This is a genomic window from Eisenbergiella tayi, assembly GCF_001881565.1.
GTDB classification, from domain to species: domain Bacteria; phylum Bacillota; class Clostridia; order Lachnospirales; family Lachnospiraceae; genus Eisenbergiella; species Eisenbergiella tayi.
In genome coordinates this window covers 1-26838 of record NZ_MPDJ01000010.1, presented here as the reverse complement: position 1 = coordinate 26838, position 26838 = coordinate 1, and the positions used below count along the sequence as shown (strand labels likewise).

The following is a 26838-nucleotide window of genomic DNA, read 5'->3' as shown; positions in this document are numbered from 1 at the left end:
TTATGAAAAGGAATATAATCTCGGTCCTTCTGGTATTATTATGCTTTATCCTGCAGACCAGTGTATTGCCGGCGGCTGCCTTCAGCAGCATTATGCCGAACCTGCTTATCATATTAATAGCATCCTGCGGTTTTATGAACGGTGAAAAAAACGGCCTTCTTATCGGATTTTTCTGCGGTCTGCTGGCTGATATTTTCGGCGGTGATGTGATTGGATTTTATGCGCTGCTTTATATGGTGGTAGGTTATGTCAACGGCACATTCCAGAGGATGTTTTATCCGGAGGATATTAAACTGCCGTTGATTCTGATTTTAGTAAGTGATATCGGTTACAATTTCGTATGCTATGTGCTTTTGTTCCTGCTGAGGAGCCGGCTGGATATCGGGTATTATTTTATCCATGTTATTCTTCCGGAAGCCGTATATACGATTGTGATTGCTTTTGCGGTATATCCGCTGCTTCTGTTATTACATAAAAAGCTGGAAGCTGCGGAAAGAAGGAGTAATGAATAATTGTTTGAGAGATTCAGAGATAATTTTTTAAACTTAATAAATTCCAGGCTGATAGTGCTCACTCTCGTTGTGATTCTTATGGGCGGCGTCCTGATACACCGGGTTTTCGTCCTGCAGATCGTGGAGGGAGAAAATTATCTGAATGAATTTTCCCTGAAGATCAAAAAGGAACGTTCTATCTCCAGTTCCAGGGGAAAGATTTTTGACAGAAACGGGAAGCTTCTCGCTTATAACGATCTGGCTTATTCCGTTACCATAGAAGATGTATACGAGTCAGATAAGAATAAAAACAAAAATCTGAACGCCACGCTTCTTGAGACCATTCATATCATTGAAAAGAATGGCGACAGTGTTATCAGTGATTTTAATATCTACCTGGATAAAAACGGAGAATACGCATTTAACGTAACAGACACCAAGCTGCTGCGTTTTCTTGCTGATATTTATGGACATGCTTCCATTGACAACCTGAAAGAGAAGGAAAAAAACGCAACGCCCCAGGATGTGATCAATTATATGGCAGAGACCTATGGTATCGGAGAAAGGACAGATCCGGATGACAAGAGCACCTTTGTACCCGGACAAGGCTATACAAAAGCCGAAGTCCTTAAGCTGATTACTATCCGCTATGCCATGAAGGCAAACAGCTACCAGAAATACATACCCACGACGATTGCCACGGATGTAAGTGAAAAAACGGTAGCTGCCGTAAAGGAAAACAATGATGCTCTTCTGGGAATTGATATTGCAGAGGATACTATCAGACGTTATATCAACGGCACTTATTTTTCTCATATAATAGGCTATACCGGTAAAATCTCCTCGGATGAGCTCAAGAGCCTGAATGAAGAAACCAGCAGGGGAGAGGATGAACCGGATCGTTATGAAATGAATGATACCGTGGGTAAATCCGGGATAGAGAAGGTTATGGAAACATACCTTCAGGGTGAAAAAGGCAGCGAAACCATATACGTGGACAACCTGGGGAAGGAAATTGATTCGGAGGGCCGGGTGGATCCGGTCGCCGGAAATGATGTTTACCTCACTTTGGATGCGGATCTGCAGGAAGCTGTGTATAATATCCTGGAACAGAGCATCGCAGGCCTGCTCCTTGATAAGATTGAAAATATCAAGGAATTCAAGCTGGGGGCAAACCAAAAGGCCTCCACAATTAAAATTCCCATAGATGATGTTTATTTTGCCTTGTTTAATAATAATGTGATAAGCCTGGAGCATATGGCTTCTGCCGGTGCGGGAGACAATGAACAGGCGGTACGGACGGCTTTCCTCCAAAAGAAGGAACAGGTCTGGAGCTGGCTCACAGAGGAGCTTTATAACAGAAGGACCCCATATAATCAGCTGGCGGAAGAGTATCAGAGCTATGAAAGCTATATAGTTACTAATCTGTTGATTAATGATACCAAGGTGCTTTCTGTTGACAGCAAGGATGAAACCTATAAAGCCTGGTCTGAGGAAGAAACGATATCCTTAAGTGATTTTCTGGAATATGCCATTTCCCGGAACTGGGTCGATGTAAGCAGGCTGGATATGGATACCCAGTATGCAGATTCCTCGGAGGTTTTTGACAGACTGGTGGATTACATCCGTCTGGAACTGGATAAAACAGCGTTTCATAAAAAGCTGTATAAATATATGATCCGCGATAATTCCATCAATGGAAAACAGATATGTATGGTATTGCTGGAACAGGAGCTTGTTTCCGTATCCGAAGAGGAAAAGGCGGCTCTGGAGAATGGAAGTATCTCTTCTTATACATTTATGAGGAATCTGATTAAGAATCTTCAGATTACTCCGGCCCAGCTGGCTTTGGATCCCTTTTCCGCATCCTGTGTAATTGTGGATCCCAATACCGGAGAGGTACTGGCCCTGGTCAGCTATCCCAGTTATGACAACAATAAGCTGGCAAACGGTATTGATGCCGATTATTATGCCAGCCTGCAGAATGATTTATCACTGCCTTTATGGGATTATGCCACACAGATGAGAAGCGCTCCCGGTTCTACCTACAAAATGGTAGTCGCTTCAGCGGCCCTGATGGATGGAATCATTGATACCAGAAGCACTGTGGATTGTGTGGGGAGTTTTACCCGATACTCAGATATCGTCATGCGCTGCTGGAATACCTACGGTCATGGCAATCTGAATGTTTCCCAGGCGATAACCCATTCCTGCAACTATTTCTTCTATGAAATGGGATACCGTTTCGGCCTGTCCGGCGATCCTGAAAGCGGAACTAATTTTGAACTCGCCAATACCCGTATGCGGGAATATGCGGATGCTTACGGGCTTACGGATAAGTCCGGAGTTGAAATAGAAGAATCCATGCCTCAGTTTTCCATGGCAAACCCTTCTGCGTCTGCAATCGGACAGGGGGAGCATAACTATACCACAGTAGGACTTGCCCGATATGTGGCCACGGTGGCGAACAGCGGGACATGCTATAACTTAAGCCTTTTGGATAAAGTAACCGATCGAAGCGGAAACCTTCTGGAGGATTTCACTCCCGAGGTCCGCAATACCATAGAAATGCCTACCGCATACTGGGATGCTATCCACAGCGGAATGAAGGGTGTGGTGGAAGGAAAAAAATACTTTGTGGATGCAGGCATATCCGCGGCCGGTAAAACCGGTACGGCTGATGAAAACAAGCTGCGGCCGGCACATGCACTTTTCCTGGGATATGCACCATATGAAAACCCGGAAATTGCCATTGCAACCAGGATCGGCAACGGATATGCTTCCGACTATGCTGCGCAGATATCCTGTAAAGTGCTGCAGTATTATTTTAATCCTGATAAAGAGGAAGATATATTAAATGGTACGGCCAGCCAGCTGGAAGCCGTTGTCAATACCGAAGATTAATGTTTTTCTGAAATTGCCAAAAACTATCGGGACAGGAGCGGATATGAAAAATGCAGTAATAGTTAAAAGCTTCCGGAATGGGCTTACCCTGTATCTGGACAGCGATTTGGATTTTGGACAGCTGCTTGAAGAGGTGGCCGGCAAATTTAAGGAATCAAAAGAATTTTTCTCTGATGCCTCTGTGGCGGTTTCTTTTGAGGGCAGGGAGCTGTCCTTTGAGGAAGAGGACAGCCTGATAGAGACCATAAGGATAAATTCCCATTTGAATATAACCTGCATCGTCGGAAAGGATGAAGAGAAAAACCGTATTTACGGCAAGGCTTTGGAAGAATTCCGGCGAAAAAGGTACGAGGAAGAGTCTGCGGGACAATTCTACCGGGGTACCCTGCGCAGGGGACAGATCCTGGAGACAGAATCCAGCATCATTGTGCTGGGGGATGTAAATCCCGGTTCCAGTGTTATTGCCGCCGGAGATATCGTTGTGCTGGGAAGCCTGCGCGGGAATGCCTACGCGGGCGGAAACGGACGGCCCGGACATTATATTGCAGCGCTTGAAATGGCCCCGCAAAAAATTAAAATCGGGGATTTCAAATATATTGCCAATGAAAAAAGCAAATGGACCTTCGGAACCCATGGACTTTATGGTCTTCATGGAAGTGACCGAAATGCAGGCCATGCACCCAAAATACAGCCGCAGACGGCTTATGTGGAAAAAGAACGCATAATCCTGAAACCAATTACGAATGAATTACTGAACGTTCAGTAAGCTCCAGGAACGCTCAGGGGACAAATATTTCTAACCGGAGGTATTTGCATGAGTGAAGTAATTGTTGTTACATCAGGGAAAGGCGGTGTGGGAAAAACCACCACATCTGCTAACGTGGGCACAGGCCTCGCCGCCATGGGAAAGAAGGTGGTATTGATAGATACTGATATAGGCCTTCGGAACCTGGATGTGGTTATGGGACTTGAAAACCGGATTGTATATAATCTGGTAGACGTGGTGGAAGGGAACTGCAGGGTGAAACAGGCCCTGATAAAGGATAAGCGTTACAGCAGCCTTTATCTGCTCCCTTCCGCACAAACAAGAGACAAAACAGCCGTAAATGAAAGCCAGATGATAAAATTAGTGGAGCATCTTAAGGATCAGTTTGATTATATCATACTGGACTGTCCTGCGGGCATCGAGCAAGGGTTTAAAAATGCCATAGCCGGTGCGGACCGCGCTCTGGTAGTCACGACTCCGGAGGTTTCCGCCATACGTGATGCGGATCGAATTGTGGGTCTGCTGGAAGCTCATGAATTCAGCCAGATAGACCTCATTATCAACCGCATGCGTTTTGATATGGTAAAACGCGGAGATATGATGACACCGGATGATGTGGTGGACATCCTGTCCATACCACTGATCGGTATAGTACCTGATGATGAGAATGTGGTCATTGCCACAAACCAGGGAGAGCCTCTTGTAGGGAACAACACGCTGGCGGGACAAGCTTATCAGAATATCTGCCTCAGAGTCCTGGGAAAGGAAGTGCCATTCCTGGATCTGGAACATCCGGTCTCCTTGTGGGCAAGGTTTACCGGAATCTTTCATAAGAGTCAGGAGGGGCGGATATCATGAGATTAAGAAATTTATTCAAAAAGAAAACTTCCAGAGAAATTGCAAAGGACAGGCTGAAAATACTGCTGATATCAGACAGGGCAGGCTGTTCTCCTGAGATGCTGGAGATGATCAAGCAGGATATTGCAAAAGTCATTTCCAAATACATGAAGATAGATACTAACAATATGGAGATACAGATCAGTAAATCCACGGCCAGGGGCAGGGGGAAAAATCCTACCCTCTATGCGGATATCCCTATACTGGACCTTCATAATTAGACTTTTACATACTGCAAACTGCTCTTCAGGCGCAAACTGCTCTTTAAAGCAGTTGGAGGAAAAAATGCTGAAAAGATACAAACTAAGGAATTACGACTTCAAGCTGGTTCTGCTGGTGCTTGCCATATCCATTATAGGTATCATGGCGGTGGGAAGCGCCAAGGAATCTCTGCAGGAAAGACAGATCGCCGGCGTGGCAATGGGAATGGTCATTATGATTATCATATCATTGATTGACTATTCCCAGCTGCTAAGGCTTTACTGGTTTTACTATATTTTTTCTATTGGTATGCTGATTGCTGTTTTAATCTGGGGTGAAAAGGTAAACGGTGCGACAAGATGGATCAATATTCCCCACCTGTTTCAGTTCCAACCGTCAGAAATTGCAAAAATATTATTGATTTTATTCTATGCACAGTTTATTATGAAATATAAGGAAAAGTTAAATACATTCAAAATACTTTTCCTTTGTGTGGGATTGATGCTGCCGGCTATCTTTCTTGTATACAAAGAGCCGAACCTGTCCACAACGATTCTGTACTGTATTTTATTCTGTGTACTGATATTCGTGGGCGGCTTGAATTACAAGATCATAGGAGGCGTTTTAGCTGTTATTGTTCCGTCTCTGGCGGTTGCTTTTTATTTGGTAATGCAGCCGGGACAGCAGCTGATTCAGAATTATCAGCTGACCCGTATTCTGGCATGGCTTAATCCGGAGAAATATGCGGATGCAGAGGCTTACCAGCAGCTCAATTCAGTGATGGCAATAGGTTCAGGCCAGCTATGGGGGAAAGGCCTGAATAATAATGTAATAGCGTCAGTAAAGAACGGCAATTTCATCTCGGAACCGGAAACGGATTTTATTTTTGCCGTAATCGGGGAAGAGATGGGTTTTGTGGGTTCCTGCGTGGTAATTGTATTGTTAATGCTCATTGCCCTTGAGTGTATTTCCATTGCCAGAACCGCCAAGGATACCTCCGGAATGATAATTGCTTCCGGAATGGCCGCAGTAATAGGCTTTCAGAGTTTTATGAACATTGCGGTAACCACAATGATTATGCCGAACACAGGAATCCCGCTGCCCTTTGTAAGCAATGGGCTGACATCTCTTGTCAGTTTGTTTATCGGTATGGGATTTGTACTGAATGTGCGATTGCAGAGAAAAAATTTATACTAGTATAGGAGAAGGTTGCTATGAATATTGCATTGATTGCGCATGACGCAAAAAAGAAGCTGATGCAGAATTTCTGTATCGCTTACAGAGGAATTTTAACCAAAAATGTACTTTTTGCCACGGGTACAACAGGAAGGCTGATTGAAGAGGTGACTAACCTGAATGTCCACAAATTCCTGGCCGGGCATCTGGGAGGTGAGCAGCAGATAGGCGCCCAGATTGAGCATAATCAGATCGATTTGGTCATTTTCCTCAGGGATCCGCTTACACCCAAGTCTCATGAACCGGATGTTAATAATGTGGTTCGTCTGTGCGATATCCATAATATTCCGTTGGCGACCAATCTTGCGACTGCAGAACTGTTAATCAAATCACTTGACAGAGGGGATTTGGAATGGCGTGAAATGTACAAATAAACGGAATCTGAAAGCCCAGGGAAGCCCGGTGTTTTCCCGGCTGAAAAAAATTCTTTCCAGGACTGCCGTTATCTGCCTGTTGGCTTCACTGCCGGCAGGAGCCCTTACCGGCTGCGGGAAAGAAGAACTGCCATTTGCCTACAATCCGGATTATGAGGTGTCCAGCTACCGGGTAGTCAATGAAGTATCCAGTGTTGTTGCAGACTCTTTTGCTGATGATCTCTGTGTGGTAATCGGAGATGTGGGTACGGAGAATGGGGCGGTGGACATGTCGGAGGCTACGGCAGCCGGGCTTTTTGATCTTAACAAGAATAATGTGATGTATGCCAAAAACGTCCATGAACGGCTTCAGCCGGCCAGCCTCACCAAGATTATGACGGCTTTGGTAGCGCTGAAATATGGAAATCCTGATGATATGATAACTGTTACCGACGAGGCCAGCATAACGGAATCAGGAGCTGTGCTGTGCGGCTTAAAGCCGGGTGATCAGCTGACGCTGAATCAGGCGCTGCACGCACTTCTCATTCATTCAGCCAATGACGCTGCGGCAGCCATTGCTGTCCATATCGGCGGCAGTATTGAAGGTTTCGCAGAAATGATGAATAAGGAAGCGCTGGCTATAGGGGCCACCAACAGCCATTTTGTGAATCCGCACGGGCTGACTGCGGACAATCATTATGTGACGGCTTATGATCTTTACTTAATCTTTAATGAGGCTTTGAAGCAGGACCTTATTAATGAAATTATTCATATGACAAGCTATGAAACGGTATATATGGACAAAGACGGAAATTCCAAATCCATGTCCCTGAAAACAACGAACCAGTATTTGAACGGTAATTTCAAGGCTCCGGAGCAGGTTACTATTATCGGAGGAAAGACGGGAACCACCAATGCTGCCGGAAACTGCCTGATATTACTTAGTAAAGACACCTCCGGCAACCCTTATATTTCCGTTATTCTCCGTTCCAAGGAGAAACAAATTCTCTATACGGAGATGACAGAGCTTTTGAATGTAATTAATTAAAAAGGTTGTTTTTTAAACAGATATCAACTATAATAATATCATATTTAAGAGGCGTTATAAGCGCCAATTTACTTTAGGAGGGATTACAATGGTTCAGTTAATCGTAGGCAAAAAGGGGAAAGGCAAGACAAAACAATTATTGGATAAAGTAAACACCGAAGTAAAAGAGGTCTCCGGAAACATTGTTTATTTAGACAAAAGTGCGAAGCACATGTATGAATTGAATAACAAGGTCAGACTGATTGATGTAAGTGAATTCATGGTGGAAAACAGTTCTGAATTTTTGGGATTCATCTGCGGTATTATATCTCAGGACCGGGATCTTGAGAAAATGTTTCTTGACAGTTTCCTGAAGGTTGCCCATTTGGAAGATTGTGATATCCTTCCTGTTATCACGAAATTGGAAAAAATCAGTGAAATGTTCCGGATAGATTTCATCCTCAGCATTTCCCTTGATGAGCAAGAGTTGCCGGAAAGCTTGAAATCGAAGATTATTGTATCTCTTTAAATAAAGGAAAAAGGCCCCGGATGTTTTCCGGGGCTTTTTAATGCGGCAGACAGAAAATATTGATATTGTTTTACCCGGAGGTATGTGGATTGGCTGGCAGAGAAAGCGGATCTTCCAATAGAAAAATCAGACAATACAGAAAACCGCTGAATATTAATCTGGGGATTATTATTTTTAGTGTTATTTTCGTATATGTAGTCATCTGTGTTTTTCTTTATTTTACACAAAAGCATATTATGGGTTACGAAGTGAAGAATGGTTCCCTTTCTATCGGGAACGTATACCAGGGAATTGCGCTGAGAGAGGAAACGATTGTCACCAGCAATGATTCCGGATACATTAATTATTATGCACGAGAAGGAGAACGGGTTGGCTTTGGAAAGCTGGTATGCAGCATTGATGAAAGCGGCCAGCTGAAAGAGATGTTTGACGCCGGTAAGGCGGATGATACGCAATTGTCGGATAATAATCTGGCGGATATTAAAAGTGAAATTACAGGCTATATGAGCGGATTTGAGAAAAAGCAGTTCTCCGGAGTCTATGATTTTAAATATTCTCTGGAAGGAACTGCACTGAAGCTGGCCAATATTAATGTGCTTCAGGATTTGCAATCGCTGAATGGTTCAGGGTCATCTCTGATATCATTGTGCAGCGCTCCGGTTTCCGGTATCGTGGTTTATTCTACGGACGGCTATGAAAACCTTACTGCGGATCAAATTACCCAGGATATGTTCGATAAGGAGGATTACTCTAAAAGACAGCTGATCAACAATGAGCTGGTAGCCTCCGGCGATACCTTATATAAGCTCGCGACAGATGAAAACTGGTCCATTGTCATCCAGTCCGATCCGGAAAGGGCACAGGAGCTGCTGGAAGAAGAATATGTCCAGGTGCGGTTCCTTAAAAACCAGTGTACCTCCTGGGCAAAGGTGAATGTACTCAATAATGAGGACGGGAATACATATGTAAAGCTGGACTTCAATAATTCCATGATATCCTTCTGTACGGACCGATACATCGATATTGAGCTTGTTACAAAGGACGAGCAGGGCCTTAAGGTTCCGAATTCTGCCATTGCGGAAAAAGAATTTTTCCTGGTTCCCAAGGAATATGTGACAAAGGGCAACAGCAGCGAGAACGGTGTTCTTAAAGAAACCTATACGGAAAACGGAGAGGCTTCTACGGAGTTTATTGCAACCTCCATATATTTTGAAACGGAAGATGATTATTATATTGATAATTCCGTGCTGGAGCTGGGGAACAATCTGGTCAGGCCGGATTCCACAGATAAATATACCATATCCCGAAGCGCAACCCTCATAGGCGTTTATAATATTAATAAGGGGTATGCAGATTTTAAGGAAATACAAATTCTTTCCCAGAATGATGAGTACGCGATTATCAAGTCCAATACCGCTTATGGATTAAGCGCCTTTGATCGTATTGTACTGGATGCGGAAACCGTAACAGGAAATGAATTTCTTGAATAGAGCGTCCGAAAGGAGTCAGAAATGCTGAAAGAAAATCTTTATCAGGTACAGGAAAATATGAAGGAAGCCTGCCGCAGGTCAGGGAGAGCGGAAAGTGACGTGACACTTATCGCAGTGAGCAAAACAAAGCCCCTGCCTATGCTTGAAGAAGTATATTCACTGGGCATACGGGATTTCGGAGAGAATAAGGTACAGGAGCTGGTTGACAAGGCGGAACAGCTGCCTGACGATATCAGGTGGCATATGATTGGCCATCTCCAGCGGAACAAGGTCAAATATATTGTTGACAAGGTTTATATGATACACAGTGTTGATTCCTTGCGTCTGGCGGAAGAAATCAGCAAGGAAGCGGTAAAGCGGGGTATCATTGTTAACATTTTAATAGAAGTGAATGTGGCTGGCGAAGAAAGCAAGTTCGGCGTCCCTCCTGAGGATACACCCGGACTGGTGCAGGAGATATCCCATCTGCCCGGTATTCTGGTCAGGGGGCTGATGACGATAGCGCCTTTTGTCGAAAATGCAGAGGATAACAGAATATTTTTTAGTGCATTGAAAAAGTTATATGTTGACATAACTAACAAAAACATTGATAATGTACGTATGGATTATCTTTCGATGGGAATGACGGGAGATTATGAGGTGGCAATTGAAGAGGGAGCTTCCTTTGTACGCGTGGGAACAGGAATATTTGGTGAAAGATCCTATCAGGTGGAATAAGATATCTGACAGGTAATCATAAAGGAGATTGGCACGATGGGTGTAATGGACAAGTTTTTGAGTTATATGAAACTGAATGGCGATGAAGAGTATGATGATTACGACGACGATGATTATTATGACGATGATGAACCGGTAGAGAAAATCTCAAAAATAACACCTAAGGCGAAAGCGGAACCATTTATGGAGGAAGACAAGCCCAAGAAAGCTTCCCCCAAGGTAACTCCTATGAGACAGCCCCGCCGGACTGCCGGCAACGGGATGGAGGTATGTGTGATTAAACCTACAAGCATTGAGGATGCGAGAGAAATAACGGAAACGCTGCTTGCCAACAGAACGGTCGTGCTGAACCTGGAAGGCCTGGATGTGGATATAGCTCAGAGAATTATCGATTTTACTTCAGGATCCTGCTTCGCAATCAGCGGGAATCTGCAGAAGATTTCCCAGTACATATTTATTATTACACCTGCCAGTGTGGATATTTCCGGAGATTTCCAGGAAATTTTCAGCGGTTCGGTAGATGTTCCCGGATTCACCAGCTGACAAAGAAGGATGTTTTTCAGAAGCGTCGTCGTGAGGCGGCGCTTTTTGAGCGGGATACAGGATAAAAATATCAATAGAACGAGGTGGCATTATGTCGGAAAGAATGACGGTTTCCTACCAGAAGAAGCCCTGCTACGATATTATATTTGAAAGGGATTTTCAGGCGCTGTCTGAAGAACTGAAGGCGTTGGATTTTGCACAGAAGAAGCTGTGTATCGTTACAGATTCCAATGTGGGTGCGCTTTATGCAAGTGAGGTTGAAAAAGCAGTTTCTTCTGTGTGTGCGGATACGGACATCTTTACTTTTTCAGCAGGAGAAGAGAATAAGAACCTGGATACGGTAAAGGCTTTGTATTCTTTTTTAATTGAAAAACACTATACAAGGAAGGACTGCCTTGCAGCGCTGGGAGGAGGAGTGACCGGTGATCTGACCGGTTTTGCCGCCGCCACCTATCTGCGGGGGATTGATTTTATACAGATTCCCACGACATTGCTGTCCCAGGTGGACAGCAGCATCGGAGGGAAAACAGGCGTTGATTTCGATCAATACAAGAATATGGTGGGAGCATTCCATATGCCCAGGCTTGTTTATATGAATCTTTCCACTCTTTCCACTCTGGAGCCCCGTCAGTATTACAGCGGGTTCGCGGAAGCCATGAAATCTGCCCTTATCAGTGATGCCAGGTATTATGAATGGCTGGTTGCCAATTTATATGAAATCTGTGACAGGGAACCGGATGCCATGGAGGAGATGGTACGCCGTAGCTGTGACATCAAACGTAAAATTGTGGAAAATGATCCGACGGAAAAAGGAGAGCGCGCCCTGCTGAATTTAGGACATACCATTGGCCATGCAGTGGAAAAGGCCAAGGATTTTTCCCTTACCCATGGGGAGTGTGTTGCGCTTGGATGTGTGGCCGCGGCTTTTATCTCCTGGAAGAAAGAGCTTCTTTCTATGGAAGAGTATTACGAAATCAGGGATATGTTTGTTCCCTTCAATCTTCCTATTTCCGTAGATGATTTGGATCGGGAACAGATCCTTGCGCTGACTAAATCGGATAAAAAAATGGAAGAAGGACATATTAAGTTCGTACTTCTTCAGAAGATCGGCAGAGCTGTTCTGGATACTACGGTAACAGAGGAAGAAATTCTTGCGGCGATCGACGAAATTAATTTTACGGAAGAGGATGAACATGAATAACCGGAAACAAAATATTCCAAAGAGAATCATATGGCTGCCGGATATCCTGCTGATTCTGGCGGGCATACTGCTTGATCAGTTCACCAAACATCTGGCGGTGGTTTATCTGAAGGGAAGCCAGCCTGTATCCCTGATACCAGGAGTCCTGGAACTGCGGTACCTGGAAAACCGCGGCGCTGCTTTCGGGATGATGCAGGGAGCCAAAGTCTTTTTCCTCATAATCACGCCTGTTATACTGGCGGCAGTTATCTATGCGCTGATTAAGATGCCTTCTGACGGCAAATTCCGTGTCCTGCATATCTTGCTGGACTGTGTGGCTGTGGGGGCAGTTGGAAATATGATAGACCGTATCAGACTGGATTATGTGGTGGATTTCATTTATATCAGTCTGATTGATTTTCCCATCTTTAATGTGGCGGATATGTTTGTCTCCATTGCCTGTGTGGTAGGAGCCATATTGATTTTATTCAGCAATAAATATAAGGATGAAGATTTCCGTTTCCTGTCATTTAAGCAGAAGCAAAGTATTCCAAAGGAAGAAGACAGTCCGGAAAATGAAAAAGAGTAGGGGATAGCATATGCCGGATTTATTTCGGTTTCAGGTGACAGAAGAATATGAAGATGAAAGAATCGATAAGTATATGGCGTCACTTATCGATTCTTTGTCGCGTTCCTTTATTCAGAAAATGATGAAGGAGCAGAAGGTATTGGTAAATAATATCCCGGTTAAGGCTAATTACAGGCTGCGGGCAGAGGATGAAATCTGTTTTACCCTTCCTGAAGCGGCAGAACCGGATATTGAGGCGGAAAATATCCCTTTGGATATCCTGTATGAGGATGACGATGTCCTGGTGGTTAACAAGCCCAAGGGAATGGTAGTACATCCGGCGGCAGGCCATTACAGCGGGACGCTGGTAAATGCTGTCATGTATCATTGCCGTGGCAGCCTTTCCGGAATCAACGGAGTCATGCGGCCCGGCATCGTCCATCGTATTGACCGCGATACCACGGGCAGCCTGATTATCTGTAAAAATGATAATGCTCATCTGTCTATTGCCGCCCAGCTGAAGGATCATACCATTGTCCGGCGTTACCGTGCCATAGTTCATGGCGTTATCAGGGAAGAGGAGCTGTGTATCAACAGCCCTGTGGGAAGGCATCCGACAGACAGGAAAAAGATGGCGGCCGGGGTCAGGAATGGAAAGGAAGCAGTCACCCATATTAAGGTGATGGAGCGTTTTCGGGCCTATACCTATATTGAATGCCGTCTGGAAACCGGCAGAACCCACCAGATCAGAGTACATATGGACTCCATCGGGCATCCGCTGCTTGGTGATACGGTTTACGGAAACAGGAAATATTCGCTGCCTTATGTTCTGCAGGGGCAGACACTCCATGCCATGACACTTGGCTTTATCCATCCGGTTTCCGGAGAATACGTGGAAACCACGGCTCCTTTGCCTGATTATTTCAGTCATTTGCTTGAGACACTTCCCAGATAAGTGTATTTCAGGACAGTATCCAATAAAAAAGAAGAGGGGCCGCTATGGAAACATCAGAATATCTTGAACAATTGCTGTTAAGATATGAAGAAACCTATGATATATATAAGCCTTACTACATCGATGGTAAGGAATATCCTGCATACGGGTATTTTACTTCCGATATCAGAGAGCAGAACCCTGAAAAAAACGGGAAATTATGGGCATCTGCCGGCTATGAGCATATTTTATTCCTCACAGCGGATAAAATAACGCAGGATCATGTGAATGAGGCCCTGACTGTTATTTCTGATTATATGGAACCCAGGCTTGTACGAAAGGATGGAAGAATTCCTGACAGGAAACATTTATATAGTTTTCTCACCGTTATTCTGCTTTCCCAGTATCCGCCGGATAAAAATGCCATAAAAGCCGTGAAACGGTATTCTTTTGAAAAAGATTATCATTTTAAGTTGAGAGGCTTCTGTACGGGACAGCTTGTTCTTGCCAGCATGGAGGATCAAAAGATCGTCTGCAGCCATTCTGCGGAAAAAAAGCGGTCTTTTCTGCAGAAGATTTTCGAGGGAAAGAATGCCGTGCAAAGCTGAAAAAAAAGCACAATTTGGCTCCTCTGTTAATCCGGCAGAGGAGATTTTTTCTTTTGTCGTTGAAGTTTTGTCAGTTTTTCTATATAATAAGTTTATAAAAGGTAGCTTACTTACCTTTAAAAAGGAGGTAGTTGTATGAATACAATCATTACAATAGGCCGTCAGTTTGGTTCCGGCGGACGGGAAATCGGCGAGAAGGTAGCAGAATATTTTGGCATTAAATGTTTAGACAAGGAGCTTCTGACTAGGGCGGCAAAGGAAAGCGGCTTTTGTGAGGAGATGATTAAAAACCACGATGAGAGGCCTACTAACTCCTTCCTCTATAATCTGGTCATGGACACCTATTCCTTCGGCTATAATGCATCTTCCTTTATGGATATGCCCATCAGCCATAAAGTATTTCTTGCGCAGTTTGATACAATCAAGAAGGTTGCGGAAGAAGGCCCCTGCATCATTGTAGGCCGCTGTGCAGATTATGCGCTTCATGATTTTAAGAACTGCATCAATCTTTTCATCTATGGTGACGAAGAGGTAAAGATCAAGCGTATCATGCGTAAATACAATTTAACTGAGGATAAAGCCCGTGAAATGATAACCAAGAAGGATAAGCAGCGTCAGAGCTACTATAATTATTATTCTTCCAAGAAGTGGGGCCGTGCAGACAGCTATGACTTCTGTCTGAACAGTTCAGTCCTGGGTGTTGACGGCACTGTGAAACTGATAGTCCAGATGGTCGAAGATTTTGAGGCTTTAAACGGCGTAACCCCTGAGCCGTAATTTTGCTGTGTTGTAATTGGAACTTAAGAAAGAGAAGCGGATCACTTAGAGAAGCTTCTCTTTCTTATTATTAACGGGTAGGTTTACATAAAAATATTATGTAAACTATACTGGTAAAAACAGGCTGTTAAAAGAAAACATGAATATTATTGTCCGGGGAACAATAACTGCAGATGACAATTAACCATAAATTTCAATCAGGAGTAATTCATGGCAAGGAAACAAAAGTCTCTGCTTTATACCTTTTTCTCCCTCGGTACGGCATGTACGATGATATATTTACTGGGGATTCATGCATTCCGAAAAAGCCTGCTGTATTTTCGCACTATTTACTGACAGAGAAGGATAACAAAATATGGATTTTTACAGAAGATTAGCCCTTGCAGGAGAAGCGATTCCTTTTGGAAAGGTGGCAACCTATGGACAGCTGGCGCTTCTATGTGGCAGGCCCAGGAACTCCAGGCAGGTAGGATATGCATTGAACAGAGGACTGGCAGGAGAGAAGCTGCCCGCCCATCGTGTGGTAAATTCACAGGGACTCCTTACCGGAGCCCCTGCTTTTGATACCCCTGACATGCAGAAATGGCTGTTGGAAGGGGAAGGGGTAGAAGTAAAGGACGGAAAAGTGGATTTAAAAAAATATGGCTGGCACAACACGATGGAAGAGGCGATGGCTTTGAAGGAATGCTTTGACAGGCTGGGGATATAAACAGATATCAGGCTCCGTGATAAATTGGAAATTTTTTCATAGGGCTGATAGGCTATTACTGTTTCAAATGTATGGCTCCTGTATCTCTTAGAGACATCCGGAAGATATTTTTTCCGCCCATATACTCGGACATAAAGCGGATATAGTCCTGTGAGGCCCCTGACGGAATGATACTGAGGATCACTCCTGCAAAGCCGCCTCCATGTACACGGCAGGCACCCCGTCCGGCATTTTGGATGAACAGCTCCGACAGAGCCAGGGCAACGCAAACGCTTTCTTCTGTGGTATCAGACGGGATATGACAGTTCTGCAGGTATTTCCAGGAGGAATTGCCGGATTCATTTATAAGCTCCAGCAGTTCTTCCGTATTTCTGTTAATTAAGGCGGATTTGGCCTTATCCACCCTATCATTTTCTTCATAAAAATGGAGAGAACGAAGGAAGGAGCGATCACCGCAGTTTTCCCTGATCATGGGAAGCTTTTTCAGAAGAAGCGGGAGAGACGCCTCCGACAGCACTGTTTTTCCCATCTGTGCAGCCGCCTTTTTCATTTCTGACGGGATTTCAGAATAGTCTCTGCTTAAATCTCCGTGTCCTTTCCCTGTGTTTACCAAAATGATATCATAGCCTTCCAATATGGATTCCGGATCCATCCTTTCCACACTCGGGATTTCAGAGTCGGAAAAATCCAGAAAAATCATGCCACCAGCTGCACAGGCAAGCTGATCCATCAATCCGGATTGTTTATTCCAGTAATGATTTTCCGCGTAACGTCCTATGCGCGCATAATCAATGCAGGACATTTTATTTTCATTGAAGTAATAATTAATAATGGCACATATCAGCATTTCAAATGAAGCGGAGGAACTGACGCCGGCTGCGCTGAGTACATTCGTTGAAATGCAGGCCTGAAACCCATGTACATGAAAGCCGCAGGCCCGGCATCCCTGAAAGATTCCGGCAAGCAGTGAAAGAGTCCCTTCATCGCCGGGAATGGTCTCCAGCTTCTCCAGATTGAGCATAAAAGGCTGTTCATAGCCTTCACTTAAAATAGTTACCGTTTCTGTCCGGTTCGGCCCTGCAGCCGCTATCGTATCCATCTGTATGCTTGCCGCCAAAACCTTGCCTCCATTATGATCCGTGTGGTTGCCGATGAGTTCCATACGGCCGGGAGAAGTAAAATATTCTGGTTCCTCCATATGAAAATATTCTTTGTATTTCTTAGTCAGCGCCATGAAACGTTCACAGCTGTTTTCCTTTTCTCCATAGACTTCCAAAAGACTTTGTTTGAATGTGTCAGTAATCTTAAGCATTATTTACCCCTTTCATTTGTTCAGGCTCAATTTATTTCATTGTTTACCGAGACGTCTCTGATAAATTCATTATATCTGATTTATGGGGGAAGACCTTAATAATCATGCGCAGTATAGGGAATATATTGCGTTTCTCATATAAAAAGAATTGCATTTATAATTAAGAAATGATACCCTTTACTTAGAAAGAGGAGGGAAGATTATGAAAACATCGAAAACAGGAAAGACGCAGATTATAACGAATCCCTCTCAAAAAGAACTTAAGGAACACGGCAGTTATCCCTTTCCCTTTCTGGTGAGCTATGAAAGTCTGTCCGGTTACGATACAGGTTCTTTTCTGTGGCATTGGCACAGCGAAATAGAATTTACGCTTATCACGGAAGGCCGTATGATCTATCAGGTTAATGACCGGTGTTTTCTTATGAAAGAGGGGGAGGCCTTGTTTGGCAACTCCTCAACGCTGCATTCCGGCCATATGGCGGATGAAACGGACTGTGAATACATTTCCATTACCTTTGCGCCAAGGCTGCTGTATGGGTACGAGGGAAGCCTTATCCAGGAAAAATATGTGGCTCCGGTTCTTCATCACAGAGGATTGGCAGCCATTCATTTTGACTCTTCTGAAATCTGGCAGGAAGAAGTTGTGGAAGGCCTCCGCAATATTATTGAAGAAAGTGAGAGCCGCCGTCCGTTTTATGAACTGCGGATTCAGGAACAGCTTCTTCACATATGGCTTCTTATACTGGAGAACTGCAGTGTCGAAGGAACAGAATGCAGGAGTATAGATGAAAAAAATTACGAGCGGATCCGCTGTATGTTTTCTTTTATACAGGAGAACTATGCCAGAAAGCTGGAACTGGAAGATATTGCACAGCATGTGCATATATGTAAAAGTGAATGCTGCAGAATTTTTAAGAATTATATGAAGGAATCTTTATTTGATTATATACTGAAGTACCGGATCGAACAGAGTCTGCCTGATGTATTGGACGGCAAAGACAGTCTCACAGAGATTGCACTGAGAGTTGGCTTTGCCGACTCCAATTATTTTTCCAAGGTGTTTCACCGGGTAAAAGGCTGTTCTCCGAGGGAATATAGGAAGCGAAATTCAATGTTAATGTAGCGTTTTGACCTTAATTCTATTGACGTATGACGGGATGATTTGTAAGGGGTCTGGTTGCGCTGTATGAGGAACTGGGTAGAATGGCATCATAGCATAAACTTAGGACTATTCGCAAAACACAAGTTTAACGAATAGATGTGGTCAAAAACAGGGTTAAAGCCACGTTCTCTTAAATAATCTAATTCCCTCAGTCTTGTCAGACAACTTAGTAGAGGCTCTCTTAGTATAGTTATTCCTCTGTACGTTTATATTAAGATCTAACCATTCCAAACATAATCTCAATATTAATAGATTTACATTCTTCAATATTATATCAGGATAACAGCCCTGATAGATTTGTGTTGGGGATAAAGCTCTCTCAATGCCAGAGATAATATTGTAGGCTGCACTACATTTATACTTTAAAAGTCATAGCTATTACACATATAGAATTACAACAGCATATTGTAAATTTTATTCCAATAATCATTGATAAGTCTATACCTGGATTATACCTAATAACAATAAAACTGAGAATCTAAATCATAATTTTACCACCTTCTTATTTTACGATACAAATAAAAGAAATAGTTATCACGTTTACTTAAATAATAACCCATAAATAGATTACATACATGAAAAATAAATACTTTACTCTTCCCTTTCGAATGTTAATAAATTAACAAATACCTTTTTCCTCATCATGAAAGACCAGGCAGTTCTCATTCTTCTTCCACCTTATAATATTGTGCCTGAGCATTCCACAGCTTGTAATACATTCCAGATTTGTCGTTTACCAGCACATTATGGCTGCCGCGCTGAATCAGACTGCCCCTGTGGAAAACAACGATATCATGGCAGAAACGGCAGGAAGACAATCTGTGCGAAATAAATACGGCTGACTTCTCTCCTATCATTTGATTCATCCTGCTGTATACTTCGAATTCCGCGATTGGATCAAGCGCCGCTGTAGGCTCATCAAGTATGATAAATGGCGCATCTTTATATAAAGCTCTGGCTAGCGCAATCTTCTGTGCTTCTCCCCCGGAAATAGCAACACCTTTCTCATCAAAATCCTTATATAATGCCGTCGCAAGCTCCTTCGGCAGCTTATCAAGGCGTCAAGAGGGGCAACAACGTGTTGCTTGTATTTCTTTTATACTCTATGCTAAGATTACAAAAAGGAGGAATGTATGAATGGAGACAATGGAAGCAATTTTAGAATTACGTAAAAAACTGAATATATCCCAGGATGAGTTTGCCAGGAGATTATCAGTAACCAGACAGGCTGTTTCCCGCTGGGAAAACGGAGACACAATTCCTAATATAGATACACTCAAATTAATAGCTGAAACCTTTGAGGTGTCGGTAGATTATTTGCTGGGACATACGGTAGGACAATGCCAGAGCTGCGGTCTGGTTCTGGAAAAGGACAGTGATAAAGGAACAGAATGCGATGGCAGCAAATCAGAGGAATACTGCTCTTTTTGTTATCAGCATGGAAAATTCGCTCAGGATATTACTATGGAGGAAATGATTGAACTGAATCTGCGGGATTTGGATGAATGGAATAAGTCTGTCGGGCTGCAGTTAACAGAACAGGAAGCAAGATCTGCGCTTATGGAATTTCTGCCAACGTTAAAGAGATGGAAGGATACTTCAGGCACTGCAATAGCTTCTGAATAGCATGCTGCCAAACAGAAAGGAGGCGAAACAACAGTATTTTAAAGCTGTCGTTTACGCCTCCTTTTTTATAAATCCTGCATCCGTCCGGCTCATGCCGGGTGGCTTTCAGAATGCTGTTACATAAGCTCATCAGAATCCAGCACAATTGTAAATGGCCCGTCATTTTCAAGTTCTATTTTCATATGGGCTCCGAAGATACCGCATTCCACAGGATAACCTTCCTTTTTACAGGAATGCTTCATATATTCATACAGCTGTTCGGCATGTTCGGGAGAGCCTGCTTTTACAAAAGACGGTCTGTTGCCTTTTTTACAGTCCGCATACAGGGTAAACTGGGAAACAAGCAGTAAACCGCCGTTTACATCCTTCAACGACAGATTTGTTTTGCCGTTCTCATCCTCGAATATCCGCAGGTTCAGAAGCTTACGGAGCATTTTGTCGGCAATGCCCTCCGTATCCGAATTATTTACACCAATCAGAACCAGAAACCCCTTTTGAATGGATCCTACAATTTCCTGCTCTACAGTGACACTTGCATGGCTGACTCTTTGAATAACAAACTTCATGGGGACTGCTTCTCCTGTTCTATATTATTTGTCTTCTTTGGACTGCTTTTCTTCAGATTCCTCAGCCGGATGACAAGGAATGAACTCTTTGCTCGTTTCATCAATTCGGCCCAGTTCCTTGTATTCCTCGGTTTCCGTAGGCAGCTTCTTCTTGGCCAGATTGCGGTTAATCCAGCGTCTGCACAGAGCGTAGATAACTGCGAAGGTTGGTACGCCGATTACCATTCCCGGCACACCCATAAAACCGCCGAAAATTGTGATGGAAAAAATAACCCAGAAGCTGGAAAGCCCGGTGGAGTCTCCCAGGATTTTAGGGCCGAGTATATTTCCGTCAAACTGCTGCAGAACCAAAATGAAAATAAGGAAATAAAGGCACTGTATGGGATCGATCATCAATATCAGGAGCGCACTGGGAATGGCACCCAGGTAAGGTCCAAAGAAAGGTACGATATTGGTAACACCGATGATAACACTGATAAGCACCGGATAAGGGGTTCCCATAATACTTGTTCCGGCAAAGCAGAGGATTCCGATAAGTAAGGAATCCAGAAGCTTACCGCTGATAAATCCGCCGAAGGTACGGTGTACAAACCGAATGTCTTCAATAAAGGAATTGGCACGCTTGATATCCATGGCGGAATAAATGGCTTTTTTTGCCTGGCCGATGAACTTCTCCTTGCTTCCCATAATATATACGGATATGATCAGGCCGATAATCATGTTCCACAATGCCTTAAGTACGTTAAAAGCATAGTTGGAAACGACTTTGAGGACAGCGTTCATCTGAGGCAGCAGGGTATCGTTCATCCAGCTTCTGAGTTCAGGTGTATAAGTGTTGATGAGATCATTAATGTAGGATTCCACTTCCGGATTATCCGCCAGAACCTTCTGGAGCCATGCGGTAAGGTTATTTACATAAACGGGGAATTGGAACACAATACTCTGAATGCTCTTGAACAGCTGCGGGAGCACTACGGAGCTGAATGCGTAAATAATAAGAACCACAAACAGCAATGTCAGTACTATTGCGGACATACGCAGATATTTTTTCTGCTTATCTGTCAGGGCCTGCCGTCCTTTTTTGAAAACATGCCTGAGAGCTTGCTTTTCTATAAAGTTCAGAACCGGAGTGAGCAGATAGGCCAGAACCAGGCCATCAATAATCGGCATGGCAATAGAAATAATTTGGGCCACGCCGTCTTTGAAATTGGCGCCCCGGAACATCAAGAAAAAGAGGCATATACTGGCCCCTATGACAAGGAGGGCCGTGATGCCCCAATAAAGATATTTTTTGTCCCAGCGGAATTTCATATAAAATGGTCTCCTTTTACTTGGAATGTTATACTTCCATGGAATGCTTTGCTTCCATTTATGTAGGTCAGTAAGAACATTATATACCACCGCACTTAAAAAATTAAGCAAAATTAATGAAATTATTCTAAAATAATTGTATAATATCTATTTAGGATTTATAAAGCAGCAAATTTTGTATAGAAGAAAGGATTACATATGAGACTGCAACAGGTTTTAAGCTATGTCCGGAAAGCGGTGGACGATTATCACATGATTGAAGAAGGGGATAAAATTGCTGTTGGGATATCCGGCGGCAAGGATTCTCTGACACTGCTCTACGCGCTTCACGCACTGCGGCGTTTTTATCCGAAACATTTTGATATTCATGCGGTAACCGTGGATCTGGGCTTCGGCAATCTCGATTTAAGCCGTATAGAAGCAATTTGCTCACAGGAACTGCAGATCCCTTATACCATTGTAAAAACGGATATTGCCAATATTATATTTGAACAGCGAAAAGAATCCAATCCCTGCTCTCTTTGTGCTAAAATGAGAAAGGGAGCCCTGAATGAGGCCATTAAAAAGGAAGGCTGCAATAAGGTGGCATATGCTCATCATAAGGATGATGTGGTGGAAACAATGCTCATGTCCCTGATTTATGAAGGCCGTTTCCATACCTTCAGCCCGGTAACCTATCTGGACAGAATGGATCTGACGGTAATACGGCCGCTGATGTATATGAATGAAGCGGATGTTATCGGATTTGTCACTAAAAACCAGGTGCCTGTTGTTAAAAGCCCCTGCCCTGCCGACGGCTATACCAAAAGGGAATATGTGAAACAGCTTTTGAAAAAGCTGAACCAGGAGAATCCGGGGGTAAAGGAACGGATGTTTACCGCAATACAGGATGGCAATATGACAGGCTGGCCGCCGCCGGATACCCTGCGCAGATAATAATACTTTTCAATGGAACGGTTTTGCCGGGGAGGAATAAAAATGGCCGAAAACAAAAATTACCATGATGAACTGAATAAAAAAAATATTCTGAAGCTCCGGGAGCTGCTGGCCTGCCTCCCGCCCTTCTGCAAACAGTTTTTCCGCGGGATCGAGGATGTGACCGCCTCCCGGACACGGATAGCCTACGCCTATGATTTAAAGGTTTTCTTTGAGTTTATCCATGAAACCAATGGGGTATACCGCAAAAAAGATATTGTAGACTTTCCTCTTTCCATCCTGGATGAAATCGGAAGGGAGGACATAGAGGAGTATATGGAATATCTCTCCTATTATGTTAAGGACGGCGTAGAATACACCAATGATGAACGGGGAAAAAAGAGAAAGCTGGCCTCTCTCAGAAGCTTTTACAATTACTACTTCCGGAATGAACTAATTGAGAACAATCCTGCAGTCCTTGTTCCGCTTCCCAAGCTTCACGAAAAGGAAATCGTCAGGATGGAGCCTAACGAAGTAGCGGTTCTTCTGGATGAAGTGGAGGAAGGAAACAAGCTAACCAAGAACGAGCAGCGTTATCATGATAAGACCAGGGTGAGGGATTTGGCGCTTCTCACTCTTCTGCTGGGGACCGGTATCCGGGTGTCTGAATGTGTGGGGCTGGATATCCAGGATGTTGATTTTGACAACCAGCGCCTGAAAGTACGCAGGAAAGGCGGGTATGAGGATATCGTATATTTTGGCGAGGAGGTTTCCGCGGCCCTGCAGGATTATCTGGAGGAACGGGAACGGATTATTCCTCTCTCCGGCCATGAAAATGCTTTTTTCCTCTCCATGCAGAACCGCAGGCTTACCGTTCGCAGCGTTGAGAATCTGGTTAAGAAGTATGCCTCTAAAGTAACATCCATGAAAAAAATTACCCCGCATAAGCTGCGCAGCACTTACGGTACGAATCTGTACAGGGAAACAGGGGATATCTACCTTGTGGCCGATGTCCTGGGCCATAAGGATGTGAATACCACCAGAAAGCACTATGCTGCCATGCAGGATGAAAATAAACGGAAAGCGGCAAAAGCCGTTAAATTAAGGGAGCCGTAGCTCCCTTTTTTGTATTCAGGTACTAAATTTTATTCTTTCGATAATACTCTGTTTCCGAAAGCTTCGGGCCAGTATCCATGTCAGTCCAAATTGTACGATCATAATGACGAGGAATAAAAGCAGCGTTTGTGCAAAGGGATAATGAAAGCTGACAATACTTAAGAAGCCCGTGTCCCTGGCCCACCGGAAGAACAGGAAACCGGCAATACTGCCAAAAACCAGGGATAAAAGCAGTGTTCCAAGTGTATAAAAAAGGCCTTCCATCTGAAACAGCGTGAACAGCTGTTTTTCCGACAATCCCAGAGCCTGCATCATGCCCAGTTCCCGTCTGCGTACATAAACACTGTTTACCATGGTATTGATCAGATTCATAATACAGATGCTTCCCAGAACAGCCAGGAAAATATAACATACGGCAGATAAAAAAGCTGTCAGTTCTTCCTGTTCCTTCTTCGTTTCCTCAAAGGTATGCAGTTTCAGGAAAGGATTTTCATCTGTTATTGCCCTCAGGCTCTCCTCCACCGGGTTAAGCTTTTCTTTTTCAACCGCTATGGAGAGACTATTGGTTTGATTATTGCTGCATATTTCTTCCAGTACGGATGAAGGAAGCATGAAGGCCGAATAATGATATAGGCTGACCGGAGGATCCGCTATTGCCGCCACCTGGAATTCCATCGGAATTTCTTTTTCCCCGTCCTGGACAATCATCCTTATCATACTTCCAACCTTCCAGTCCGGCGACCATATAAAAGCCTTCTTATTCAGGATTATCTTGTTCCCCTCAAGCAGTTCATCATAGGTAACATTTCCCTCTATGACAGAAGCTTCCATTGTATCGGCCAGTACCCGGGGGATTCCTGAAATGGAGGTTCTCCTGAGTGAATCCCCATCATATACATCCTGCAGAAGTATGCTGGTATTCTGATGGCTGATAACCGAAGAGACACCGGGCATATTTCCAATACGAAGCATCAGGCTGTCATCCAGAGGATTCTGCTGCTGGATAGCTCTCCAGTCGTATTCAGGCCGCATCCGATCACCGCTGACAGAATAAATGGAAAGATCCAGATCATACAGAATTTCATCATGGGCAATTTCCTCCGGATTGGCACAGGATAAAATAGTGGAAACCCCAAGAAAAAGAATACCTGTTATACTCAGGGATACAAGTGTTATCAAAGTCCGTTTTTTATTGCGTGAAAGGTTTGCTTTCATAAGCCGGAACAGACTGACATCTTCATAACCCTTTCTGGATTTAGCCTTGCCAGGAGATACCCCGAGACCATCATAGCGCATGGCCTCCACAGGGGAAATCCTGCCTGCAATATGAACCGGGCGCAGAAGGGATATTGCCGTTGTACATAATGCCATAATGATAGCAAAAATATAAATCCAGGGCTGAAACAGAGCAATCTCCCCGTTCCCGTATATGTCCTTCAGGGTATTGCCTAAAAGACCATCACGGGCAAAGCTGTTCAGCAGGAAGGACAGACCGCTCAGAGAAGCAGCCATTCCCAGGACAATTCCCGGCGGAACAGCGAATACTGCCGTAAAGATTCCTTCCCGGAATACAATGGCCTGCACCTGCCTCTGTGTAGCCCCCAATGCCTTTAATTTTCCGTACTCCTGTACCTTGTACATGGTAGACACATAATAAATACTGTAAATGGTAATGATTCCTGCCAGCACTACCACAATGAGAATACCAATAAGCGTTGTATAAAAGGCAGGGTCGATATAATTGGCCACCAGATACGCAGTATTTTCTGAAAGATTCTCTTCGGGTATGGAAAAAGTGCGGGCAATGGATTCTGCTTTATAAAGGATTTCATTTGTTGTCATATCTTCAGGATTCTGCAGCCGGATCATAGTTCTGTATAAACGATCGGGTTCCCTGAGAGTTTCTTCCACGAAATCCCGGGAAACCAAAGCAGAATAGTAAGCGATATCATCTTCTGCTTCAGGGGTGGGAAGGATACCGCATATAGTGAAGGTTTTCTGCTGTTCATACCCCAGGCCGCTGGCTTCTAACGGCTGAAAGCTGAGAGTTACAGTGTCTCCTATTTTCGCGCTGAGCCCAAGTTCCTGCAGCATCCCTTCCGAAATTGCCATATCATCTCCCGATGAAGGAAAACGGCCGTCTTCAAGGTCAAGCTTCCCCAGCTCTATCCCGGTTTTATCCAGATAAATAAGGTGGCATCTGGCATTTTCCAGTATTATCTCCGCCGTATCCTGCCGAAGACCCAGGTCTGCAATATCCGCATGATGAGACAAATCCTCAGCTGTTTTTTCGCTGACGCTCCGATACATAAAATGATAGGCAGGATAAAGCTGATTGGCAGCCTCAAACTGCAGACGGATCATTCCGCTGCCTAATGTGGTAATGGTAAAGATAAGAAAAGTCGTCAGCAGTATTGCTATACCCATAAGAATATTACGGCCTTTATTCTTTTTCAAATTTGCCCAGGCTGTGGTATTAATGGTATTCATTGATTTGCCACCACCCTTCCATCTTCAATGATGAGAATACGGTCGGCCATTTGCGCGACAGTCTCATCATGCGTTATCATGACCAGGGTCTGACAGTAATCAGCCACGCAGGATTTCAAAAGAGATATGACCTCCATTTCCGTTCTGGAATCCAGATTGCCGGTAGGTTCATCCGCAAGGATAATGGCAGGACGTGAAGCCAGGGCTCTGGCAATGGCAACACGCTGCTGCTGCCCGCCTGACAGGGTGCCGGGAAGAGCCTTTATTTTATCCGCTATACCGATACTCTCAATAACTGAGGTTACGAATTCCCGATCCGCTTTTTTCCCGTCCAGGCCTATAGGGAGCACAATATTTTCCCATACATTCAAAGAAGGCACCAGATTGTAATCCTGAAAAATAAAGCCTAT

Annotated in this window: 29 protein-coding genes and 1 pseudogene; 23 read left to right on the top strand and 7 right to left on the bottom strand. The window is 44.0% G+C overall.

Translation table 11 applies throughout. From position 1 onward, the window contains the following. The first annotated feature begins 2 nt into the window (after positions 1 to 2). From mreD to BLA28_RS27250, 19 genes are all read left to right on the top strand, one after another. Positions 3 to 512, top strand: a complete 510-nt coding sequence (gene mreD, locus BLA28_RS27335; RefSeq protein ID WP_069159454.1) for a rod shape-determining protein MreD — start codon at positions 3 to 5, stop codon at positions 510 to 512. After that, the gene (locus tag BLA28_RS27330) at positions 513 to 3395 is read left to right on the top strand and encodes a penicillin-binding transpeptidase domain-containing protein (RefSeq protein ID WP_069159453.1); all 2883 of its coding nucleotides are present in this window, start codon (positions 513 to 515) and stop codon (positions 3393 to 3395) included. It begins immediately after the preceding gene. Between the two features lie 43 nt (positions 3396 to 3438). Further along, a complete protein-coding gene (locus BLA28_RS27325; protein WP_044971794.1) occupies positions 3439 to 4161 on the top strand; it encodes a septum site-determining protein MinC in 723 nt (240 codons plus the stop codon). Between the two features lie 48 nt (positions 4162 to 4209). Beyond that, positions 4210 to 5019, top strand: a complete 810-nt coding sequence (minD, locus tag BLA28_RS27320) for a septum site-determining protein MinD (RefSeq protein WP_044971750.1) — start codon at positions 4210 to 4212, stop codon at positions 5017 to 5019. Then, positions 5016 to 5279, top strand: a complete 264-nt coding sequence (minE, locus tag BLA28_RS27315; protein ID WP_009252767.1) for a cell division topological specificity factor MinE — start codon at positions 5016 to 5018, stop codon at positions 5277 to 5279. The genes minD and minE overlap by 4 nt, the downstream gene beginning before the upstream one ends. 64 nt (positions 5280 to 5343) lie before the next feature. Beyond that, positions 5344 to 6456 (top strand): FtsW/RodA/SpoVE family cell cycle protein, encoded by a 1113-nt coding sequence (locus BLA28_RS27310; protein ID WP_009252766.1) that lies wholly within the window; start codon positions 5344 to 5346, stop codon positions 6454 to 6456. A 17-nt stretch (positions 6457 to 6473) separates the two neighbouring features. Next, entirely contained in the window at positions 6474 to 6869 is a 396-nt protein-coding gene (locus tag BLA28_RS27305; protein WP_009252765.1) for a methylglyoxal synthase, read from the top strand. Beyond that, positions 6853 to 7896, top strand: coding sequence for a D-alanyl-D-alanine carboxypeptidase family protein (locus BLA28_RS27300; protein WP_009252764.1), 1044 nt, complete (start codon positions 6853 to 6855; stop codon positions 7894 to 7896). Before BLA28_RS27305 ends, BLA28_RS27300 begins: the two co-directional genes overlap by 17 nt. Positions 7897 to 7984: 88 nt before the next feature. After that, the gene (locus tag BLA28_RS27295; RefSeq protein WP_009252763.1) at positions 7985 to 8404 is read left to right on the top strand and encodes a hypothetical protein; all 420 of its coding nucleotides are present in this window, start codon (positions 7985 to 7987) and stop codon (positions 8402 to 8404) included. Positions 8405 to 8493: 89 nt separating this feature from the next. Continuing rightward, a complete protein-coding gene (locus BLA28_RS27290; protein WP_081330234.1) occupies positions 8494 to 9894 on the top strand; it encodes an HlyD family efflux transporter periplasmic adaptor subunit in 1401 nt (466 codons plus the stop codon). A 21-nt stretch (positions 9895 to 9915) separates the two neighbouring features. Further along, on the top strand, positions 9916 to 10611 hold the full coding sequence (locus BLA28_RS27285; protein ID WP_069159452.1) for a YggS family pyridoxal phosphate-dependent enzyme: 696 nt from the start codon (positions 9916 to 9918) through the stop codon (positions 10609 to 10611). Between the two features lie 36 nt (positions 10612 to 10647). Then, on the top strand, positions 10648 to 11154 hold the full coding sequence (locus BLA28_RS27280; RefSeq protein WP_009252760.1) for a cell division protein SepF: 507 nt from the start codon (positions 10648 to 10650) through the stop codon (positions 11152 to 11154). A 91-nt stretch (positions 11155 to 11245) separates the two neighbouring features. Continuing rightward, complete coding sequence (gene aroB / locus BLA28_RS27275) at positions 11246 to 12355, top strand: 3-dehydroquinate synthase (protein WP_069152422.1); 1110 nt, start codon at positions 11246 to 11248, stop codon at positions 12353 to 12355. Continuing rightward, positions 12348 to 12923 (top strand): signal peptidase II, encoded by a 576-nt coding sequence (gene lspA / locus BLA28_RS27270; RefSeq protein ID WP_009252756.1) that lies wholly within the window; start codon positions 12348 to 12350, stop codon positions 12921 to 12923. The genes aroB and lspA overlap by 8 nt, the downstream gene beginning before the upstream one ends. A 10-nt stretch (positions 12924 to 12933) precedes the next feature. Then, positions 12934 to 13857 (top strand): RluA family pseudouridine synthase, encoded by a 924-nt coding sequence (locus tag BLA28_RS27265; protein ID WP_069159451.1) that lies wholly within the window; start codon positions 12934 to 12936, stop codon positions 13855 to 13857. A gap of 44 nt (positions 13858 to 13901) precedes the next feature. Continuing rightward, positions 13902 to 14444, top strand: coding sequence for a hypothetical protein (locus tag BLA28_RS27260; protein WP_071699665.1), 543 nt, complete (start codon positions 13902 to 13904; stop codon positions 14442 to 14444). A 135-nt stretch (positions 14445 to 14579) separates the two neighbouring features. Continuing rightward, a complete protein-coding gene (locus tag BLA28_RS27255; RefSeq protein WP_009252753.1) occupies positions 14580 to 15221 on the top strand; it encodes a cytidylate kinase-like family protein in 642 nt (213 codons plus the stop codon). A gap of 210 nt (positions 15222 to 15431) precedes the next feature. Further along, a complete protein-coding gene (locus BLA28_RS34465; RefSeq protein WP_009252752.1) occupies positions 15432 to 15557 on the top strand; it encodes a hypothetical protein in 126 nt (41 codons plus the stop codon). Between the two features lie 19 nt (positions 15558 to 15576). After that, positions 15577 to 15930 carry an MGMT family protein gene (locus BLA28_RS27250; RefSeq protein ID WP_069159449.1) on the top strand — a complete coding sequence of 118 codons (354 nt, stop codon included), beginning with the start codon at positions 15577 to 15579 and terminating at the stop codon, positions 15928 to 15930. A 55-nt stretch (positions 15931 to 15985) separates the two neighbouring features. Here BLA28_RS27250 and BLA28_RS27245 read toward each other — a convergent pair whose 3' ends face one another. Continuing rightward, positions 15986 to 17242: a galactokinase gene (locus BLA28_RS27245; RefSeq protein ID WP_069159448.1), complete on the bottom strand. Its 1257-nt coding sequence runs from the start codon at positions 17240 to 17242 to the stop codon at positions 15986 to 15988. Positions 17243 to 17444: 202 nt separating this feature from the next. Between BLA28_RS27245 and BLA28_RS27240 the strand changes: the two genes are divergently transcribed. Beyond that, positions 17445 to 18365 carry a helix-turn-helix transcriptional regulator gene (locus BLA28_RS27240; RefSeq protein ID WP_069159447.1) on the top strand — a complete coding sequence of 307 codons (921 nt, stop codon included), beginning with the start codon at positions 17445 to 17447 and terminating at the stop codon, positions 18363 to 18365. A 701-nt stretch (positions 18366 to 19066) separates the two neighbouring features. Here the strand turns inward: BLA28_RS27240 and BLA28_RS34585 are convergent. Next, complete coding sequence (locus BLA28_RS34585) at positions 19067 to 19261, bottom strand: hypothetical protein (RefSeq protein ID WP_069159446.1); 195 nt, start codon at positions 19259 to 19261, stop codon at positions 19067 to 19069. Positions 19262 to 19321: 60 nt separating this feature from the next. Beyond that, positions 19322 to 19453, bottom strand: a pseudogene (locus BLA28_RS34730) (ATP-binding cassette domain-containing protein); the annotation flags it as partial. Positions 19454 to 19541: 88 nt separating this feature from the next. Here BLA28_RS34730 and BLA28_RS27230 point away from each other — a divergent pair. Further along, complete coding sequence (locus BLA28_RS27230) at positions 19542 to 20030, top strand: zinc ribbon domain-containing protein (protein ID WP_069152430.1); 489 nt, start codon at positions 19542 to 19544, stop codon at positions 20028 to 20030. A gap of 116 nt (positions 20031 to 20146) precedes the next feature. On the opposite strand, the gene dtd is transcribed toward BLA28_RS27230, so the two are convergent. Then, positions 20147 to 20596, bottom strand: a complete 450-nt coding sequence (dtd, locus tag BLA28_RS27225) for a D-aminoacyl-tRNA deacylase (RefSeq protein ID WP_069159445.1) — start codon at positions 20594 to 20596, stop codon at positions 20147 to 20149. A 24-nt stretch (positions 20597 to 20620) separates the two neighbouring features. Continuing rightward, entirely contained in the window at positions 20621 to 21907 is a 1287-nt protein-coding gene (locus tag BLA28_RS27220) for an AI-2E family transporter (protein ID WP_044971771.1), read from the bottom strand. Between the two features lie 198 nt (positions 21908 to 22105). Here BLA28_RS27220 and BLA28_RS27215 point away from each other — a divergent pair, with 198 nt between their 5' ends. Together BLA28_RS27215 and BLA28_RS27210 are read left to right on the top strand one after the other, a co-directional pair. Continuing rightward, entirely contained in the window at positions 22106 to 22843 is a 738-nt protein-coding gene (locus tag BLA28_RS27215; protein ID WP_069159444.1) for a tRNA lysidine(34) synthetase, read from the top strand. 42 nt (positions 22844 to 22885) lie between these two features. Beyond that, positions 22886 to 23938: a tyrosine-type recombinase/integrase gene (locus BLA28_RS27210; protein WP_069159443.1), complete on the top strand. Its 1053-nt coding sequence runs from the start codon at positions 22886 to 22888 to the stop codon at positions 23936 to 23938. 15 nt (positions 23939 to 23953) lie between these two features. On the opposite strand, the gene BLA28_RS27205 is transcribed toward BLA28_RS27210, so the two are convergent. Both BLA28_RS27205 and BLA28_RS27200 read right to left on the bottom strand, forming a co-directional pair. Next, the gene (locus tag BLA28_RS27205) at positions 23954 to 26428 is read right to left on the bottom strand and encodes an ABC transporter permease (protein WP_069159442.1); all 2475 of its coding nucleotides are present in this window, start codon (positions 26426 to 26428) and stop codon (positions 23954 to 23956) included. Next, positions 26425 to 26838: ABC transporter ATP-binding protein (locus tag BLA28_RS27200; RefSeq protein ID WP_141703002.1), on the bottom strand; the 414-nt coding region annotated here is incomplete at its 5' end. The genes BLA28_RS27205 and BLA28_RS27200, both read right to left, overlap by 4 nt.